The sequence below is a fragment of the Kibdelosporangium phytohabitans genome (genome assembly GCF_001302585.1).
GTDB lineage: Bacteria > Actinomycetota > Actinomycetes > Mycobacteriales > Pseudonocardiaceae > Kibdelosporangium > Kibdelosporangium phytohabitans.
Genome location: NZ_CP012752.1, coordinates 8451938 through 8467872, shown reverse-complemented (window position 1 = coordinate 8467872; position 15935 = coordinate 8451938). Strand labels below are relative to the sequence as shown.

The window sequence follows — 15935 nt, the reverse complement described above, 5'->3', positions numbered from 1 at the left end:
TCTCCACGTGCTGTCCAGGGAACGTACGAATACTTTTGTATTCAGTCAACGAAAGTATGCTCAGTTCAAGCCAAAGTTAGGCCGAACAGTCCCATCGGGAGCCGATTGCCTGTTTGAGCGATTGCTCAAACAGGGTTGGAGTCGTGTTTGAGCGACTGCTCACAGGAGGGGGAGTTCGGTGAAGATCGTGATACCGGGCGGGACTGGGCACATCGGCCGGTTGCTGAGTCGTGCGCTGACGGCGGCGGGGCACGACGTGGTGGTGCTGAGCCGTGGCCGGCCGTCCGGAATTCGTTCCGTTCAGTGGGACGGCCGCGCACTTGGGGTCTGGACCGACGAGATCGACGGCTGCGACGCGGTGATCAACCTCGCCGGTCGCGGCGTCAACTGCCGCTACAACGGCCCCAACCTGCGGGCGATGATGGACTCCCGCGTGGACTCCGCCCGCGTGGTCGGCGAGGCGATCCAGCGCGCCGCCGCGCCACCGCGAGTGTGGTTGCGGATGAGCACCGCCACGATCTACGCCCACAGCCTGGACGTCCCCCCACGACGAGGCGACGGGAGTCATCGGTGGCAAGGAAAACGATGTTCCCGGTCACCGGGCCTACAGCGTGGACATCGCCAAGGCGTGGGAGAAGGCGCAACAGGACACCGACACATCGCACACGCGCAAGGTCGCGCTGAGGACGGCGATGGTGATGAACCCTGACCGCGGTGGAGCGTTCGACATGGTGCGCCGCATGGTCCTGTTCGGCCTCGGCGGCCCGGTCGCCGGAGGTGCCCAGTACATGTCCTGGATCCACGGCCACGACATGGTCCGCTCGGTGGAGTTCCTGCTGGACCGCGAGGACACCGGCGGCCCGGTCACCCTGGCCGCCCCCAATCCGCTGCCGTGCAGGGACTTCATCCGTGTGCTGCGTGCCGAGTGCGGGATTCCGCTTGGGCTGCCCGCCACGAAGTGGATGGCGGAACTGGCGGCGTTCGTCGTGCGCTCCGACACCGAACTGCTGCTCAAGAGCCGCAGGGTCGTGCCAGGCCGCCTGCTCGGAGCCGGGCTCGCCTTCGGGTTCCCCGACTGGCCGGAAGCGGCCCGTGACTTGGTCCGGCGTGCCAGAACCTCCGCTGTGGCGTGGGGAAAGCCGGTAGCATCCGCCGCCATGGTCCTGGTACTGCTGGTGTTCGGCGCATTGGCGACGCCCGTGACCGGGTTGTTCGTCCGGCCGGACGTGAACGGGGCCCGGCACGGCGACGAGATGTACATCGCCATCGGCACGTTGAGCTGGTACGGCTACCTGGCCGTGTCCGGTGCCTTGCTGGCCGCCGGATTGATCGGTTCGGCGCGTGGCACTCCGCGATCCCGGGAGGTCACCGCGGGAGCGGCGACCGCTCTGGTGGGGCTGATCGTGGTGTTCGGCTCGATCCACGTCCTGGCCGTCACGACCGGCGTGTTCCGCGGCGACGGCCAACCGATGCTCGCGGCGCTGTCCGCGGCGATCAGCCTGACGGCGACGGTCGCACTCGGCTGGGCCCGTACACGTATTCGATCGACGGGATGACGCCCCTCACGGGCACAACGTCGTCGGTCCGGTCCCCGCGAGTTTCCGCCCGCACGCATCCGGCGGGCACGCCGGCGGCAGGCTGGTCGCCGAAGTCGGCGGTCATGGTCAGGCGCTTGCCGTACGTGCTGCGCTGCACCGAACCGTCCCTGGTGAAACCGGTCATCGGTTCGGCGTTGTGCAGCGGGGCGAAGAACCGTCGCAGCTCCGCCAGTTCCGCCAGTTCGGTGTCGGATTCGGTGTCGGATTCGGTGCCGCCGAGAGAACCCAGGTCGCCGCTGCGGGTAGTACGGCCCCCAGGTCCGGGTGTCCTTCTGCGAGTCCCACAGTGATCGCTGACCGGCGTGAGCGACCCGTGGCTGTACGCCAGTAGGCCTTCGCCACGCGGGAAAGCGTGCTCCCGGCCGCCGGGTCGGTGCCGCTGACCGGCCAGGTCAGTTTTCGTCCAGGGACGAGGAAAGCGTGATCCGCAACCGTCCGCGTTCCACGTCCGCGGACGCCGTGAGGCCACGGTCCGGGCACGACCACTGGGCCGAGCGCCCGTTCCTGGTCACCTTTCCCGGCCTGGTCAGGTCGGCGGACGGCGCCGACGCGATCATGCGCTGCCCGGGGGTGACGAAGGTGATCGCGAGCCCGGCAGGCCGGATCTCGGCGACGCCACCGGTGACCGGGATCACCACGCGTTCACCTGCGTGCGCGGTGCCGGCCGGAGCCAGTGCGGCTGTCAGGCAACCGATCAGCAGAAAGCCAAGGCGGGACAGGGAAAGCGGCAAGGGTGAACTCTCCTTGGTGGACTCGAGCGGTCCAGGCCCTGGCTAGGCGGTTGTCACCGGCGCGTCACAGCGAGCCCACAGTCCCCGATACGGACTCAGCGGCCGGTCACGCGGCTTCGGTGGCGCGCAGCGTGCCGAAGTGCCGTTCGGTGTCGCGGATCAGCCGGTCGAACACGACCTTCCGCTGGACCGGCGCGATGATCCTCATCCCGGCTGACAACCGGGGCGCGCCGTTGAGGGCGAACCGCCACAGGAACCGCGAACCGCCGTCGACCGGGTCGACCTGGTAGTCCTCGGCGAGTGTGCCGAGTCCAGGCACGTTGGCCTGCTCGACGGTGAACGCGTGCCTGCGCTGGTTCTCGTCCCAGATGAAGAAGCGCTCACGCAGGGTGATGCCCAGGGCGCGTACCTCGCGTGTGGTGCCCACCCCGAACGGCCGGGCCGAGGTGTAGTGCACGGAGATCGGGCCGCACCACGCCAGCGGGCGGTCAGCGGTCAGACCTGCCCAGACCTCGTCGGCGTCGGCCTTGAGGTGCATCGTGTAGCTGTAGACGTGCGACGAGGTGGTGAACACGCTCTCGTCGGCGACCGGCGTCGACCGGAACCAGGCCATTGTCCTCACCCGCTCGGTTGCAAGTGCTACTCGTGAGTAACTATAGGAGCGGGCGGCCCGACTGTCCATGCTGGATCTTCGTTTCGACGGCGGTGGGTGGGCCGGGCGACGACCCACCCACCGCCCTTACCGGTCAGGCGGGCAGACGCCAGCGCTGGTTGTCGCCGGTGTGGCAGTCCCAGAGGTGCACCGGAGTGCCGTCGGCCGGGTCGGAGTAGCGGACGTCGACACAACGGCCCGACTGCGGGTTACGCAGCGTGCCGGTACCCACGCCCTCCCAGACCTGGGCGCCGGAGCCGTTGCAGTCCCACAGCTGGATCCTGGTGCCGTTCGCCGTGCCGCTGCCGTCCACGTCGAGGCACTTGCCCAGCGCCGTGAGCGTGTTGCCGACCCGCGCCCACCGCTGCGAGTTCAGGCCGTCGCAGCCGCGGATCTGGATCACGGTACCGTTCACCGTCCGTCCGTTTTGGACGTCAAGGCACTTGTTCCCCAGTGCGGTCACCACCTCGCCCACGCCGTAGCTGGCGCCGCCCCTGATCAGGAACTCGCTGTTGGCGATGTTCCAGTGGTTGGTCAGGTAGTTGCCCGGCTGCGGGTTGGTGTTGAAGTAGTCGTCGCCGTTGCAGTCGATGATGAACGCGTGTGCGCCACGGCAGATCTTCTGGATCTCCGGGCCGTAGCACATGATGTCCTCGTCGTCGTAGCAGTGGCCGCCGCCTGCGGCGTGCGGGGCGCTGCCGTGCACGGCGCCGACCGTGTGCAGGAACTCGTGGCCGACGAAGTCCCAGCCCACCCAGCAGTTAGGGCCGAGCTGGGCGTAGTGCGGCCCGGTGTTGTTGCGGTTCTCCGGGCCTGGCCGGTCGTCGTTGCCGCCGATCGCGGCGCACCCGGTGTCGCCGTTGTTGTTGGCCTCGCCCCACACCACGTACTTGCGGTCGGCGCGGTTGTGACCACGGGCGCGCAGCTCGTTGTTCAAGTCATACCAGTTGTTGAGCGATGCGAACGGAACCCGCACCTCGGCGACTGTCGCCCGGCATGAGCTGTCGTGCACCCAGCGCAGGTGCCTGACCTGGCCGCCGAACCGGCGGGACGCCTCCACGAAGGCGTCGTCGGTCTCGGCCGCCTGACTCTGGAACGCTCCACGGATCTGCTGCAGGCGACTGGTCTGGCCTTCGCCGTAGGCGTAGACCAGCTGCACCCGCTTGCCGCTGGTCCCGTCGCCGTCGCAGGCGACCGGCCGCGGAATGGCGTACGAACCGAGGTCGACCGCGAGGGACGTGCCTCGTTCGCGTTGGTCACGGTGGTTGTCGACCGGTGAGACCGGAGCGGCGGCGTCGGCGGCGAAGATCGGTGCCGCCAGCGCGGCACCTGTCAGCGCCGTGATCACGGCAGCCCGGATCCTGGATCTGAACAAGGGAATCCGCCTTCCCTGGCAGGGGATAGGAATAGGTGGATCGATCCGGTGCCGGAGCGTAGGGGGATCGGATGATCACTGTCATTGACAGAACCGGACACGTTCACCCGACCAGCGGGAAACAGGAAAACTTCTTGCCATTTGCGTGAACGGTTTGCGGCAACCGGCGTACTCGGAGTTTGTTTTGCTTGCTGCTAAACGATTCCCGACGCCCCCGCGCGCCGCCGTCCCGGCCGCAGCCGGCTGTCGTGCCCGTGTGCGGCCGACAACTCGTCGTGCGTGCCACTTTCGACGATCGCGGCTGCCACCGCGTCGTCGAGCCGGTCACCCGGACCCGCTTCGGCCGTCGCGTCGTCCAAGACGGCCAGGTCCAGCACAGAGCCGATGAGCGCGTGGGTTTTTTGTGCCACCAACGCCACCGCTCGTCGGCCGGGCGGTGGCTACTGGCGCATCCCGAGGACAACCGCACCGCACACGGACTGGGCAGCCCAGCGTTCCGCGCCGACACGGGGCTCAGCTTCACGCGCTGGCGCAACACGGCGCGGATGCGCGCGGCGGCCCGAGTCGCTGTCGTGCGGGCTGCCTGTGTCGGTGCTGGCGTCGCGGGTCGGATTCGCCAGCGCCAACGGTTTCAAGCCGGCGTTCCGCCGTGGGTTCGGCCGGTACAACGGCTTGGCCGCCGTCGGCTGACCCGGGCTCAGATGTAGTCGTCCAGATCGGCCTCGACCAGCACCGGCTCGGCCCACGCGGTGTAGGTGAGGAACGGACGCTCCACCGCCGCGCCCGTTTCCGTGACCTCGTGCAGGGGCACGCGGAAGCGCGGCCCGAACTTCACCACGTACTGCAGCCCTTCGACGTCGACCAGGCCGTAGTCCTGGATGCCGCGCGTCGTCATCGCCTGCTTGCGTGACGGGGTCCCGAAGCCCGGCACCACCTCGACCTGCCACCCCGCCTGCATCGCCTTGTGCGCCCACACGTCGACGACCCGCTGCGGGTCCTCGCCGCGGCTCGGGCTGGTGGTGATCAGGGTGGGATCGGTCCTGTCGTCCATGATCGGCAACCTAGCGGTTGCCGCTGCGCGTCAGAAACCCGATCATCGCGAGCGCCAGCGGATTGGGTTGCCTGTGGTGCGCCAGGTGGATGCCTCGGGCGACCGGGCTGCCGGTCAGCGTGCGCACGGCGATCCGGCGGTCGCCGAGTCCGTCGAGCAGGCTCGACGGCACGAGCGCCACCCCGAGCCCGGCGGCGACGAGCGCGAGCGTCACCTGGTAGTCGGCCGTCTCGTAGGCGACGTGCACGTTCACTTTCGCCTGCTGTGCAAGGTGTTCCAGGCACACCCGGTTCGGGATCCCCGGGCCTCCGGAGATCCACTCGTAATCAGCGAGGGTCTTCAGCGCGATCCGTTGCCGGTCGGCCAAGGGGTGGTCCGCGGGCAGCGCCAGGCGCAGCGGGTCGGTCAGCAGGAGGAACCGGCGCAGCCCCTGCGCGTCCGGCATCGTGCCACCCGGGTAGCTGTGCGTGATCAGCAGGTCCAGTTCCCGCGAGGTCACCAGCCCGTAGCCGTCCGGTGGTTCGAGATCCCGCAGCGCGAGCGCGACATCGGGGTACTCGCGCCGGAATCTGGCCAGCGCCGGGGGCACGAGCGTCTGCCCGGCGCTGGCGAACGTGCCGACGGTGAGCTGCGTCGGTTGCTGTCCGAGCAGGACCTGCACGTGCTGCTCGGCGGCCCGCACCTGCCCGACGATCGTTTCGGCGTGCGCGGCCAGCGCCTCGCCCACGGCGGTCAGCCGCACGCCGCGTGGATGCCGGTCGACCAGGGGACACCCGACCTCGCGTTCGAGCTTGGCCAGCTGCTGGGACACGGCAGCGGGCGTGATCGACAGGCTGGTGGCGGCGGCCGTGATCGAGCCGTGGTGGGCGATCCGCACCAGCACGGCGAGCCGGTTGACGTCCAGCACGCGCGTCCCCTTCACGTTAAGCGTTGCTTAACGAGCCATAGTAGATCTAGCTGGTGCTTAAGGCAGATGGTTGCCAGGCTGGTGACGTGATCGACGCATCCGACGTCGCCGCGGCCCGGCGACGCATCCAGGCCAGCATCAGGACGACACCGCTCGTGCAGGGCGAGCCGTTCGCCACGTACCTCAAACTGGAACTGGCGCAGCACACCGGGTCGTTCAAGACCCGCGGCGCGTTCAACCGCATCCTCACCGCGGCCGAGCAAGGTGTCCTTCCGGGCGCGGGCGTGGTCGCCGCGTCCGGAGGCAACGCGGCGCTGGGCGTCGCGTACGCGGCGGTGAACTGCGGCACCCGCGCCCGGGTTGTCGTCCCGCGCACAGCGCCCGCGGTCAAGGTGAGGAAGCTGCGCGAACTGGGCGCCGAGATCGACCAGGTGGGAACCAGATACCACGACGCCTACCAGGCGGCGATCCGATACGCCGAGGACACCGGCGCCCTGTTCTGCCACGCCTACGACCAGCCGGAGATCTGCGCGGGCCAGGGCACACTGGGGACCGAGATCCTGGAACAGACCGACGGGCAGGTGGACACGATCCTGGTCGCGGTCGGCGGAGGCGGGTTGATGGCGGGCATCGCGGCGGCCACCGGGGGCGAAGCGCGGGTGGTGGGCGTCGAACCGGCCGCGTGCCCGACGTTCAGCGCCGCCCTGGCGGCCGGAAAGCCCGTCGAAGTCGAGGTTTCCGGTGTCGCCGCGGACTCACTCGGCGCGACCCTCCTCGGCCGGATCGCCTACGACGTGGCCACCCGCGCGGGCGTGCAGTCCGTCCTGGTGGACGAGAGCGACATCCTCGCCGCCCGCAAACTGCTGTGGGAGAACAAGCGCATCGTCGTCGAGCACGGCGCCGCCGTGGCACTGGCGGCGCTGACGTCCGGCGCGTACACACCCCAGCCGGGCGAACGCGTCGCCGTGGTGCTGTCGGGCGGAAACACCGATCCGGCTGATCTGACCTAGCGGCGCACTTGCAAGTGCGTACTTCCTTTTGGCGTGTTGCTCTCCCAGAGTTGGCGGGGTGGACGGCACAACCGTTCCACTATCCACAAAGGAGAGACTGTCATGTCACGGCCCGCTTCCCGCGCCCAGGTCCGCATCGGCGACACCACTGTCACCTACCTTCCCGACGGGCACGCCTGGCTCAATCCCGCCGTTTTCTTCCCGTCCAGCGACTGGGCCACGCACGCGGCCCACCTCGACGAGCGCGGCTGGTTCCCGGTCAGCATCGGCTCGTTCCTCGTCCGGACTCCGGACCGGGCCGTGCTCGTCGACCTGGGGCTCGGCCCGGTCGAGTTCACGTTGCCCGACACGGCCGAGTTCCGCGGCGGTGGCCTGATCGACGCGCTGGCGGCGGAAAACCTGGCGCCCGGAGACGTCGACACGGTCGTCTACACCCACCTGCACCACGACCACGTCGGCTGGACCACGACCGCGGGCGCCGGGCTGACCTTCCCCAACGCCAGGCACCTGGTCAGCAAGGCCGAGTGGACGCACTGGTGGGGCACTGCCGAACTCGTCGGCCCGGACCCGGAGGGCGTGCAGCAGCCGTTGGCGGACGTCATCGGCTTCGTCGACAACGGCGACACCATCGCGCCCGGTGTCCGGGTCCTCGCCACCCCCGGGCACACACCGGGGCACAACAGCATCGAGGTGACGGGCGACGACCAGCGGCGCGTGGTCATCCTCGGCGACGTCATGCACTGCCAGGTCCAGGTCACCGAAAGCCACTGGAGCTTCGCGTTCGACGTCGACCCGGCCGCGGGAGTCGACACACGCAAGCGCCTGCTCGACGAACTGGCGGACGGCCGCACGGTCCTCGCCGGCGGCCATTTCGCGGGCGAGGTCTTCGGCCGGGTGCTGCCGCCCGCACTGCGGCGTGCCTGGGCCAGCGGCCCGGACATCGCATAACGTCCTGGCATGCCCGCACCTCGCACCCGACGGCCCCGGCCGGGCACACCCGGCCGGGTGCTGGCCTGGCTGCCCGACGGCAGGCCAGCCGACGTCTACAGCGCACCCTGCCCGTCGAGGCAGGTCCTTGACCGGATCGCCGACAAGTGGACGGCGTTGATCGTCGGATGCCTGTCGACGGGGACCAAGCGCTACAGCGAAATCCGCCACGCGATCGACGGCATCAGCGAGAAGATGCTCACCCAGACGCTGCGCAGCCTCGAACGCGACGGCCTGCTCACCCGCGCGACGCACCCCACCGTCCCGGCCAAAGTGGAGTACACGCTGACCGGTCTCGGGCAGACCCTCGGCGTTCCGCTCGCGGCGATCCGCGACTGGGCCGAGGTGCACATCAACGAGGTCAACGACGCACGGGCGCGTTACGACGGCGAACCGTGATCCCGTTCGGCCCACCGGCGTGCCCAAGCGTCGAGTGGCTCGAAGAGCGCGAGTAGTTCGCGGCCCTCGCCGGTCAGGTGGTATCCGGACGCGCCGAGGCCGACGACGTCCGCGGCGCGCAGTTCGTCCAGCCGCGCGCTGAGCACGGACGAGCTCATGCCGTCACAACTGGACTGGAGCTGCCGGAATGTCTGCGCTGCCCCACGCAGTTCCCAGATGACGCGCAGGGCCCATCGCCGTCCCAGCAGGTCGAGCAACACCATGATCGGCTGACCGGTGCTCGACCCGCGGACCGGTTCGCCCGGACGTGGGATGCCCACCACACCTCCTTGTGCTTCTGTTTTCGAAGCACTACCGTTTGCTTCGGAATTCGAGACGGGAGTCTATTCGATGACCGAGCCACGCATCACCCCCGTACAACCGCCCTACGACACCGAGACAGCGGCCACGCTGGGCAAATGGATGCCACCCGGGGTGGGCGGGGAACCACTGGCCCTGTTCCGGACCCTGGTGCGCCACCCGGATCTGGCGTCACGCATGCGCCCACTCGGCGCGGGCATCCTCGGCCACGGAACCGTCCCGGCACGCCTGCGTGAACTCGTCATCCACCGCACCTGCGCCCGTTGTGGCGCGGAATACGAGTGGGGCGTCCACGCAACCGTTTTCGCCGCGGCAGCCGGGTTCACACCCGAACAGCTCACCGCGACAACGACACCCGACCCCGACCACCCGTCGTGGAGCGACCTCGACCGCACGGTGCTCCGCGCAGCCGACGAGCTGCACGACACCGCCAAGCTGACGGACGCGACCTTCGAAGCCCTGACCAAGGAACTCACCGATGCGCAAATCCTCGAACTCGTTGTCACAGCGGGCTGGTACCACGTCATCTCGTTCGTCGTCGGCGCGGCGGGGATCCCGCCCGAGCCGTGGGCCGCCACGTGGTAAACCTCTGCGGTACGAGGGTCAACTGTCGCGGTATTTCCACCCCGACCGCTTGGTGGGTCGAGGAAAGTCCTGTTTCACTGCTCGGCGCAGGGAACACACAGGACAACGGGAGCAGACGACAAGATGAGGTCCGTGGGGGTTGTGGGGATTGCTGTGCTGATCGCCGTGCTGGGCACAGCCTGCGGCGGCGGCTCGACAGGCGGCACCGCGATTCCGGCCGGGTCTTCCTCCGCCGACACAGGGGGTGCGGAGGAACGGCCAGGTGGGAAGTCGCCGAAAGCAGCCGTGCAGGCGTTGATCGACGGCGTGAAGGAGAACGACAAGGACAAGATCGACGCGGCGGTGTGCGACCGGTGGCCCGGCCCGGTCAGCAGGAACGGAGATTTCGCACTGGACCAGGAACTCGACCCGCCCGCCCAGAAGGCCTTCCCCAAGGGTGTTCCGGGTGACGCTCGGGAGGAGGGTGACAAGTGGACAGTGCCGGTGGATATGCCTGGCGACTCTCCGATCACCGTTACAGTTGTCCAGGAGGGTAAGGGTTATTTCGCTTGCGGGTTTGGGGTTGCCGGCGGTTGATGTGCGGGGATGGGGTGGGTCGAGGGGCTCACCCCTTCCCGGCATCTTTATTTGGCTTGTTTGTGCATGTTTGTGCGGGGCTGGGCTGTCAGCGACCGCATCCTGCTCTGGCTTCTTGGTTTTTGCACGGAACAAGCTTTCCTCGCCGGGGGCTGACCTCTGAGCAGGAGGCTGTGGTGGGTCTTTGCCCTCTTTGAAGTTGAGCTCTTGGTGTGTTTCGGGGCGTGGGCGCTACTGCCCGTCGAAGGCCCCTTCTGCGCTTGCGCGCTTGCCGCTGTGGTTTGGCCTGCGCTTGCCGCTGTGGTTGGTTTGCGTGCTCGCCGTTGTGGCTGATTCGCGCGCGTGCCGGTCGGGGTTTGTTCTGTGCTGGTGCGTGGGGCGCGGACTCTCTGTCGCTTGTCTGTCCGGTGACCCGCGCAAAGCCATCGCGGCACCTGTCGCTCACGTCTTGCGGTGATGAATGCCGAATGTGCTCGACGGCTTCGGAAGTACGTGTGGCGCGTCACGCATCTGGCTGATGGAACTGTCAGTTCTGCACCCACGAGGCAGCGGAGTTGTGGCTGCCGACCAGTTTCTCCAGTTCCGCTGCTCGTGGGTCGGCTAGTTCTCGCATCACCACCAGGGCCGCGCGCCAGCAGTGCCGGGCCCAGCCTGGGTGGCCGGTGCGGGCGATGGCGTGACCTAGGTCGTAGAGGGCTATCGCTTGCCAGCGCCGGTTGTCGAGTTGGCTGTACCCCGCGGCTGCTCTGTGCAGTGCGCTGATTGCGTTGGTGTGCTGCCCTGTCGCGATGTAGGAGCGTCCGAGGTCCAGCAGGTTGAGGGAGCCTGGTTCGATGTCTCCGATTTCGGCGAACAGCCTGTCTGCCCTCAGGTAGCAGTCGATCGCCTTCTCCTGGTTTCCCATCGCGATGTGTGCCTTGGCCATGTTGTTCAGGTTGTTGGCCACGCCTCGCTGGTAGCCCAGTTCCTCGGCCAGTGCCAGCCCGTCCGTGCAGAACTGCAGTCCGCGTTCTGGCTCGCCTGCCTGCGCGTGCACCAGGCCCAGGTTGGACAGCGCCATCGTCTCGCCTGCTTGGTGCCCTGTGTCTATGAAGCAGTCGATCGCCTGCTCGAGGTTGCTCATCGCCCTCGCCAGCTCGTTCTGGTCGATTTGCTGGCAGGCCAGTGAATTGAACGCGTACCCCTCTCCTGTGCGGTCCTCGGCCGCGCGGGCTGCTGCCAGCGCTGTCTCGAGGAGCTCCGCGCCTTCCTGCCATGCGATCCGGCGATCCATGAACGTCGTCATGGCGATCACGATCCGCCACGCGTGGCCGCCCCACCCGTGTGCCGCGGCCCAGATCACGACCGACCGCAGGCAGTCGAACTCCTGCTCGAACCATGCCGTCGCCCCGGCTTGGTCGGCGAACTCGATCGGCGGCACCGTCGAGGTCAGCGGTGCCACGAAGTCGAAACGCCGCCGTGGCTGCAGGATCGATTCCGCGCTGACCGCTGTGTGCAGATACCAGTCGAGCACACGGCGGATCGCCGCGAGGCTGGCGTCGGTGCTGTCGGTCCGGCTCGCTTCCTCCGCTGCGTACAGGCGGATGAGGTCGTGCAGTTCGTAACGCCTTGGCCTGAGCTGTTCGACCATGTGCGCGTCATGGAGCTGGTCGAGTACCTGCTTGGCCCGTGTCAGCGGCAGGTCCACGATGACGGCCGCCGCGTCCGTGCTGATGTCGCTGGCGGGGTGCAGGCCGAGCTTGCGGAACATCGCGGCTGCGGGCGGGTCGAGCGCACGGTAGGACCACGACAGCGCCGCGTAGAGCTCGCTGCCCATACCTGACCGGAACGAGCCCGGCTCGCTCATCTCATCGGTCAGCGCCTGGACGACCTGGCTGAGGGTTTCCGTGCGCTGGGTGCGTTCCGCGACGATCGCCAACGCCAGTGGCAGCCCCTCGCACAGTTCCGCGAGCTGCGCGGCGGCCTGCGGCTCGGCCGCGACCCGCTCCTGCCCCGCCGCTGTCTCCAGCAACTCCACGGCGTCGTCGTGGCTGAGTCGTTGCAGGCTCAGCCGCTGCGCACCGTCCCTGATGGACAGCGACCGCAGCTGGTTGCGGCTGGTCACGATGACCAGCGCGCCCGTGCCCGGCAGCAACGCGCGTACCTGGGCGGCGTCGCGGACGTTGTCCAGCAGCATCAACGTCCTGCGGCCCGCCAGTGTGCTGCGCAACAACGCTGACCGCTCGTCCAGCTCGGCGGGGACGCGTTCGACGGGTACGCCGAGCGACCGCAGCATGGTCTGCACTGCGGCGGCCGGCCGTACCGGGTCCTCGGCCGAGTAGCCGCGCAGGTTCAGGTACAGCTGCGCGTCGGGATACCTGTGCGCCATCCGGTGGGCCCAGTGCAGGGCCAGCGTCGTCTTGCCGGTGCCGGGTGCGCCGTCGATGGCCACGACGATCGTCGGCGGTTCGCCCGCGGTCGCCGAGAAGTTGATCGTGGCGACCAGGTCGTCCAGCGCCGCGAGGTCGTCACGCCTGCCGACGAACTTCATGTTCGCGTGCGGGAGCTGGTGGGGGGACGGTGCGGCGCTCGCGCCGAGTGGCGTCACCCGCTTCACAGTGGTGTCGCGCAGGAGGTCCTGGTGCAGCCGTTGCAGTTCCGCGTTCGGCTCGACGCCGAGTTCGTCACGCAGGACCGAACGGATCTGCCGGTACGCGCCCAGCGCGTCGGCACGCCTGCCTGTGCGCTGCAACGCGTCGATCAGCCGCAGCCACAGCGACTCCCGCAGCGGGTACTGGGTGGTCAGCGCGGACAGCTCGGCGATGGACGACTGGGACGCGCCACGCGCGAGATCCAGGTCGATCCGGCGTTCGGTGGCGGTGAACCACTCCTCGGTCAGCGACGGCACGACGTCCATGTCGAGCCAGTCGGACTCGACACCGGTGAAGGGACGGCCGCGCCACAGGTCGAGCGCCTCCCGCAGCAGCGCGAGCTCGGCCTGCGCGGAGCCGGCCCCGCGTGCCTGCCGCAGCAGCCTGCGGAAGCGGTGCAGGTCCACTTTGTCCTCGTCGACCGACAGGCAGTAGCCGCCGCCGGGGTTGGCGACGATCACCTGCTTGCCGAGCAACCCGCGCAACCGGGTCACGTACGTCGACAGCGCGCCGCGGGCGTTCACCGGTTGCTGGTCGCCCCAGACCTGGCCGGCCAGCGTGTCAGCCGCGACGGGCTGGCCCGCCGACACGACGAGTGACGACAGCAGCGCACGCTGGTGCCCGGGTGGCACCACCACCGGGCGTTCGCCGACGGATGCCTGCCACGAACCGAGTACGTTGATTTCGACTGAATGACTCACGATGCGCACCAGCATGCTCGACTGAGCGGCGCCTGACCAGTCCTGGCGCCACGTGACCAGCACGTGGATGGCACGATCGGGAGGTGGATCGGAGCGTGGACGTGCCCCGCTTCGCGGTCGGTGCGGGGTACGCGGTCTACCAGGGCCCGGTGTGGGACAGCGGTACGCACCGGCACGCGGCCTTCCAGATCGCCATCGCGCTGCGGGGCGAGGTCGCGATGGTGGACGCGGCAGCGGTCGAGCACCGGGACGTGGTGCTGGTGGTGCCGCCGATGGTCCGCCACCGGATCCTCGCCGCACCGGACCTGCTCACGTTCTTCGTCGAGCCGCACTGCGCGTTCGCTGACCGGCTGCGTGCGGGTACACGCCGTCACGCCGCCGCGGGCATCGTCACCGCGCCCGGCCTGAAGGACCTGCGGGAAAACGACATCGGCATGGCACCGTCCACTGAGCTCGATCCTCGTCTGGTCCAGGCGATGACCGCGCTGGCGGACCGGAGCGCGCCGATGCCGGGCGTGGCGGCGGCGGTCGGCCTGTCGCCGCAGCGCCTGCGTGCCTTGGCGCGGCAACAGCTCGGCATGCCACTGACGCGGTGGCGGGTGTGGGCGCGGCTGCGGCGGGCGGCGGAGGCGCTGCGGGACGGCCAGTCGCTGGTGGACGCGGCGGTCACGGCGGGTTTCGCCGATCAGGCCCACCTCACCCGCCAGATGCGCGAGATGATGGGCATCACGCCCGCGGCCGTACTGCCCATCCTGCGCGGTCAGTCCCGGCGCGCGACGTAGACCGAGATGGAGCCGCTGACCGTGCACACCACCTCGGCCTCGCGCACGTCACGGAACCCGGCGCCGGTGATCAGGACCGGCAGCGCGCCGTCGGCGTTGGGCTGGGTGTCCTGTTTGCCGTCGGCGAACTGCACGGTCCGGAACGCCAGCCGCATCAGCCGTGTCCGCTGCAGCCCGTAGTCGGCGATCACCAGCTTCCCGCCAGGGCGCAGCACAGTGAACATCGACGCGAGCACGGACTGTTTCACCGCGATCGGGCACTGGTGCAGCACGAGGCTGGACACGGCAGTGCCCACTGAGGCCGGGCCCAGCGACTGCGCCAGCGTGTCACCCATGCCGGTCAGCCACCGCACCCGCGCGGCACCGGTTTTCCGCCGTGCCACGGCCAGCACGTCGGGATCGGGATCCACGCCCACGACCTGTGCCAGCGGCTCCACCCGGCTCAGCAGCAGCGCCAACGAACCGGTGCCACACCCGACGTCGACGATCACGTCGTCGGGCCGTGGCGCCACGTGCATGGCGACCAGGGCACGCCACAACCGTTCGCGTGTCAGCGTGATGACGTTGTCGTAGAAGCGGGTGGGCGCGAAGCGGCCCAACGCGGGCGTGAAGGCGGTCTCACTCATGCCCGGCAGTGTCGGTCGCGTGCCGGGTCCGGGTCTTGAACGAACCGCTTGTCAGCAGGTCTACGAGCCGAGGCGGCTCACGACACCCGACAACCCGGAGCTGACGTCGTCGGGTTCCGCGTTGTCCATCCCGAACGTGACCTCGTACCACGGGCCTAGCTGGTGCCACAGCAACGCTCGACGGCGGAGTTCGTCGGACACGCCGTACGCCTCCGCGACGGCGCGTGCGAAAGCCTCAGGCGTGCCGTTGAGCAACCAGGCCAGGTCGATGGCGCGGTCACCGATGTGGGCGTCGGAGAAGTCGATCACGCCGACCACCTGGTCGTCGACGCACAGGATGTGCTCCGGGCCGAGGTCGCCGTGCACGACGGCATCCGCGGGCAGCGCGTCGATGGCGTCCAGGAGCGCAGTGGCCCGCGCGGTCAGCTCGTCCGGGACCAACGGTACGACGTCTGCGCGGAACCGTGCGGTCGTCTGCGCGCGCTCGTCGGCTGTCGCCCGCGCGTCCGGCAGCCCGTGCGCCACGGCTTCCGCCGCGTCGGCCGCGTGCAGCACACGCAGGAACTCGCCCAGGCGCCGCCCGTTGCCGTCGCTGAAGTTCTCGATCGGCTCACCCGGGACCAGCGTGTGCCGGACGACCAACGGCCCGAGCCGCGTGACCTCCGGTCGGGGCGTGACCAGCGGCAGCTGCGGGGCCAGCCACGGCATCACCCGCGTCTCCATCAGCAGCAGATCCGCGACCTCCGGGCGACGTGGCCGTCGCTCCACCCAGCGACCGTCCACCAGGGTCGCGACACTGTCCCAGCCTTCGCCGAAATCCCCCATGGGAGCACCGTAACGGGGTCGGCGAACGATTTTCCGCGGGGCGGTCACGTTGTGGAACGGGCACAACGGACATGAGCGCGGTTGGCGACTCGCCCCTACCCCGGGCGTCACCGCTCCTGGTTCGCTGGCTACCGCAGAGT

The 15935-nt window shown here is 69.0% G+C and carries 18 protein-coding genes; 8 read left to right on the top strand and 10 right to left on the bottom strand.

Annotated elements, in window-relative coordinates; genetic code table 11:
* Window positions 1-178: 178 nt before the first annotated feature.
* The gene (locus AOZ06_RS60650) at window positions 179-709 is read left to right on the top strand and encodes an NAD-dependent epimerase/dehydratase family protein (RefSeq protein ID WP_335338313.1); all 531 of its coding nucleotides are present in this window, start codon (window positions 179-181) and stop codon (window positions 707-709) included.
* Window positions 612-1556 carry a DUF1731 domain-containing protein gene (locus tag AOZ06_RS38270; protein ID WP_236951879.1) on the top strand — a complete coding sequence of 315 codons (945 nt, stop codon included), beginning with the start codon at window positions 612-614 and terminating at the stop codon, window positions 1554-1556. Before AOZ06_RS60650 ends, AOZ06_RS38270 begins: the two co-directional genes overlap by 98 nt.
* Window positions 1557-1990: 434 nt before the next feature.
* On the opposite strand, the gene AOZ06_RS38260 is transcribed toward AOZ06_RS38270, so the two are convergent.
* The 6 genes from AOZ06_RS38260 to AOZ06_RS38235 form a co-directional block, all read right to left on the bottom strand.
* Complete coding sequence (locus AOZ06_RS38260) at window positions 1991-2329, bottom strand: hypothetical protein (RefSeq protein WP_054293836.1); 339 nt, start codon at window positions 2327-2329, stop codon at window positions 1991-1993.
* A 106-nt stretch (window positions 2330-2435) separates the two neighbouring features.
* Window positions 2436-2942 carry an SRPBCC family protein gene (locus AOZ06_RS38255; protein WP_054293835.1) on the bottom strand — a complete coding sequence of 169 codons (507 nt, stop codon included), beginning with the start codon at window positions 2940-2942 and terminating at the stop codon, window positions 2436-2438.
* 133 nt (window positions 2943-3075) lie between these two features.
* On the bottom strand, window positions 3076-4329 hold the full coding sequence (locus tag AOZ06_RS38250; protein ID WP_054293834.1) for an RICIN domain-containing protein: 1254 nt from the start codon (window positions 4327-4329) through the stop codon (window positions 3076-3078).
* A 221-nt stretch (window positions 4330-4550) separates the two neighbouring features.
* Window positions 4551-4766, bottom strand: a complete 216-nt coding sequence (locus tag AOZ06_RS38245) for a hypothetical protein (protein WP_157233477.1) — start codon at window positions 4764-4766, stop codon at window positions 4551-4553.
* A 287-nt stretch (window positions 4767-5053) separates the two neighbouring features.
* Complete coding sequence (locus AOZ06_RS38240) at window positions 5054-5407, bottom strand: hypothetical protein (RefSeq protein WP_157233476.1); 354 nt, start codon at window positions 5405-5407, stop codon at window positions 5054-5056.
* 10 nt (window positions 5408-5417) lie between these two features.
* Complete coding sequence (locus tag AOZ06_RS38235) at window positions 5418-6329, bottom strand: LysR family transcriptional regulator (RefSeq protein ID WP_236951878.1); 912 nt, start codon at window positions 6327-6329, stop codon at window positions 5418-5420.
* Window positions 6330-6400: 71 nt separating this feature from the next.
* On the opposite strand from AOZ06_RS38235, the gene AOZ06_RS38230 reads away from it, so the two are divergent.
* The 3 genes from AOZ06_RS38230 to AOZ06_RS38220 all read left to right on the top strand — a co-directional run bounded on the left by AOZ06_RS38230 (window position 6401) and on the right by AOZ06_RS38220 (window position 8710).
* Window positions 6401-7324 carry a threonine/serine dehydratase gene (locus tag AOZ06_RS38230; protein ID WP_054293830.1) on the top strand — a complete coding sequence of 308 codons (924 nt, stop codon included), beginning with the start codon at window positions 6401-6403 and terminating at the stop codon, window positions 7322-7324.
* Window positions 7325-7426: 102 nt separating this feature from the next.
* Window positions 7427-8272, top strand: a complete 846-nt coding sequence (locus AOZ06_RS38225) for an MBL fold metallo-hydrolase (RefSeq protein WP_054293829.1) — start codon at window positions 7427-7429, stop codon at window positions 8270-8272.
* A gap of 9 nt (window positions 8273-8281) precedes the next feature.
* The gene (locus AOZ06_RS38220) at window positions 8282-8710 is read left to right on the top strand and encodes a winged helix-turn-helix transcriptional regulator (protein ID WP_083472200.1); all 429 of its coding nucleotides are present in this window, start codon (window positions 8282-8284) and stop codon (window positions 8708-8710) included.
* Here AOZ06_RS38220 and AOZ06_RS38215 read toward each other — a convergent pair.
* Window positions 8692-9030 (bottom strand): winged helix-turn-helix transcriptional regulator, encoded by a 339-nt coding sequence (locus tag AOZ06_RS38215; protein ID WP_054293827.1) that lies wholly within the window; start codon window positions 9028-9030, stop codon window positions 8692-8694. The two genes, AOZ06_RS38220 and AOZ06_RS38215, sit on opposite strands and share 19 nt — an antisense overlap.
* A 70-nt stretch (window positions 9031-9100) precedes the next feature.
* Between AOZ06_RS38215 and AOZ06_RS38210 the strand changes: the two genes are divergently transcribed.
* Both AOZ06_RS38210 and AOZ06_RS38205 read left to right on the top strand, forming a co-directional pair.
* Window positions 9101-9655, top strand: a complete 555-nt coding sequence (locus tag AOZ06_RS38210; protein WP_054293826.1) for a carboxymuconolactone decarboxylase family protein — start codon at window positions 9101-9103, stop codon at window positions 9653-9655.
* Window positions 9656-9808: 153 nt separating this feature from the next.
* Window positions 9809-10231, top strand: a complete 423-nt coding sequence (locus tag AOZ06_RS38205; protein ID WP_054293825.1) for a hypothetical protein — start codon at window positions 9809-9811, stop codon at window positions 10229-10231.
* 526 nt (window positions 10232-10757) lie between these two features.
* On the opposite strand, the gene AOZ06_RS38200 is transcribed toward AOZ06_RS38205, so the two are convergent.
* Entirely contained in the window at window positions 10758-13562 is a 2805-nt protein-coding gene (locus AOZ06_RS38200; RefSeq protein WP_169799034.1) for an AfsR/SARP family transcriptional regulator, read from the bottom strand.
* A gap of 83 nt (window positions 13563-13645) precedes the next feature.
* Here AOZ06_RS38200 and AOZ06_RS38195 point away from each other — a divergent pair, with 83 nt between their 5' ends.
* Window positions 13646-14344: an AraC family transcriptional regulator gene (locus AOZ06_RS38195; RefSeq protein ID WP_054293823.1), complete on the top strand. Its 699-nt coding sequence runs from the start codon at window positions 13646-13648 to the stop codon at window positions 14342-14344.
* Here the strand turns inward: AOZ06_RS38195 and AOZ06_RS38190 are convergent.
* Both AOZ06_RS38190 and AOZ06_RS38185 read right to left on the bottom strand, forming a co-directional pair.
* Window positions 14323-14970 (bottom strand): class I SAM-dependent methyltransferase, encoded by a 648-nt coding sequence (locus AOZ06_RS38190; protein ID WP_054293822.1) that lies wholly within the window; start codon window positions 14968-14970, stop codon window positions 14323-14325. The two genes, AOZ06_RS38195 and AOZ06_RS38190, sit on opposite strands and share 22 nt — an antisense overlap.
* 60 nt (window positions 14971-15030) lie before the next feature.
* The gene (locus AOZ06_RS38185) at window positions 15031-15795 is read right to left on the bottom strand and encodes a phosphotransferase (protein WP_054293821.1); all 765 of its coding nucleotides are present in this window, start codon (window positions 15793-15795) and stop codon (window positions 15031-15033) included.
* Between the last annotated feature and the right edge of the window lie 140 nt (window positions 15796-15935).

Excerpts from the sequence above, each read along its gene's own strand:
- AOZ06_RS38220 (WP_083472200.1), top strand. The coding sequence starts at position 8,282 with ATGCCCGCACCTCGCACCCGACGGCCCCGGCCGGGCACACCCGGCCGG.
- AOZ06_RS38255 (WP_054293835.1), bottom strand. The coding sequence starts at position 2,942 with ATGGCCTGGTTCCGGTCGACGCCGGTCGCCGACGAGAGCGTGTTCACC.
- AOZ06_RS38210 (WP_054293826.1), top strand. The coding sequence starts at position 9,101 with ATGACCGAGCCACGCATCACCCCCGTACAACCGCCCTACGACACCGAG.
- AOZ06_RS38240 (WP_157233476.1), bottom strand. The coding sequence starts at position 5,407 with ATGGACGACAGGACCGATCCCACCCTGATCACCACCAGCCCGAGCCGC.
- AOZ06_RS38225 (WP_054293829.1), top strand. The coding sequence starts at position 7,427 with ATGTCACGGCCCGCTTCCCGCGCCCAGGTCCGCATCGGCGACACCACT.
- AOZ06_RS38185 (WP_054293821.1), bottom strand. The coding sequence starts at position 15,795 with ATGGGGGATTTCGGCGAAGGCTGGGACAGTGTCGCGACCCTGGTGGAC.
- AOZ06_RS38190 (WP_054293822.1), bottom strand. The coding sequence starts at position 14,970 with ATGAGTGAGACCGCCTTCACGCCCGCGTTGGGCCGCTTCGCGCCCACC.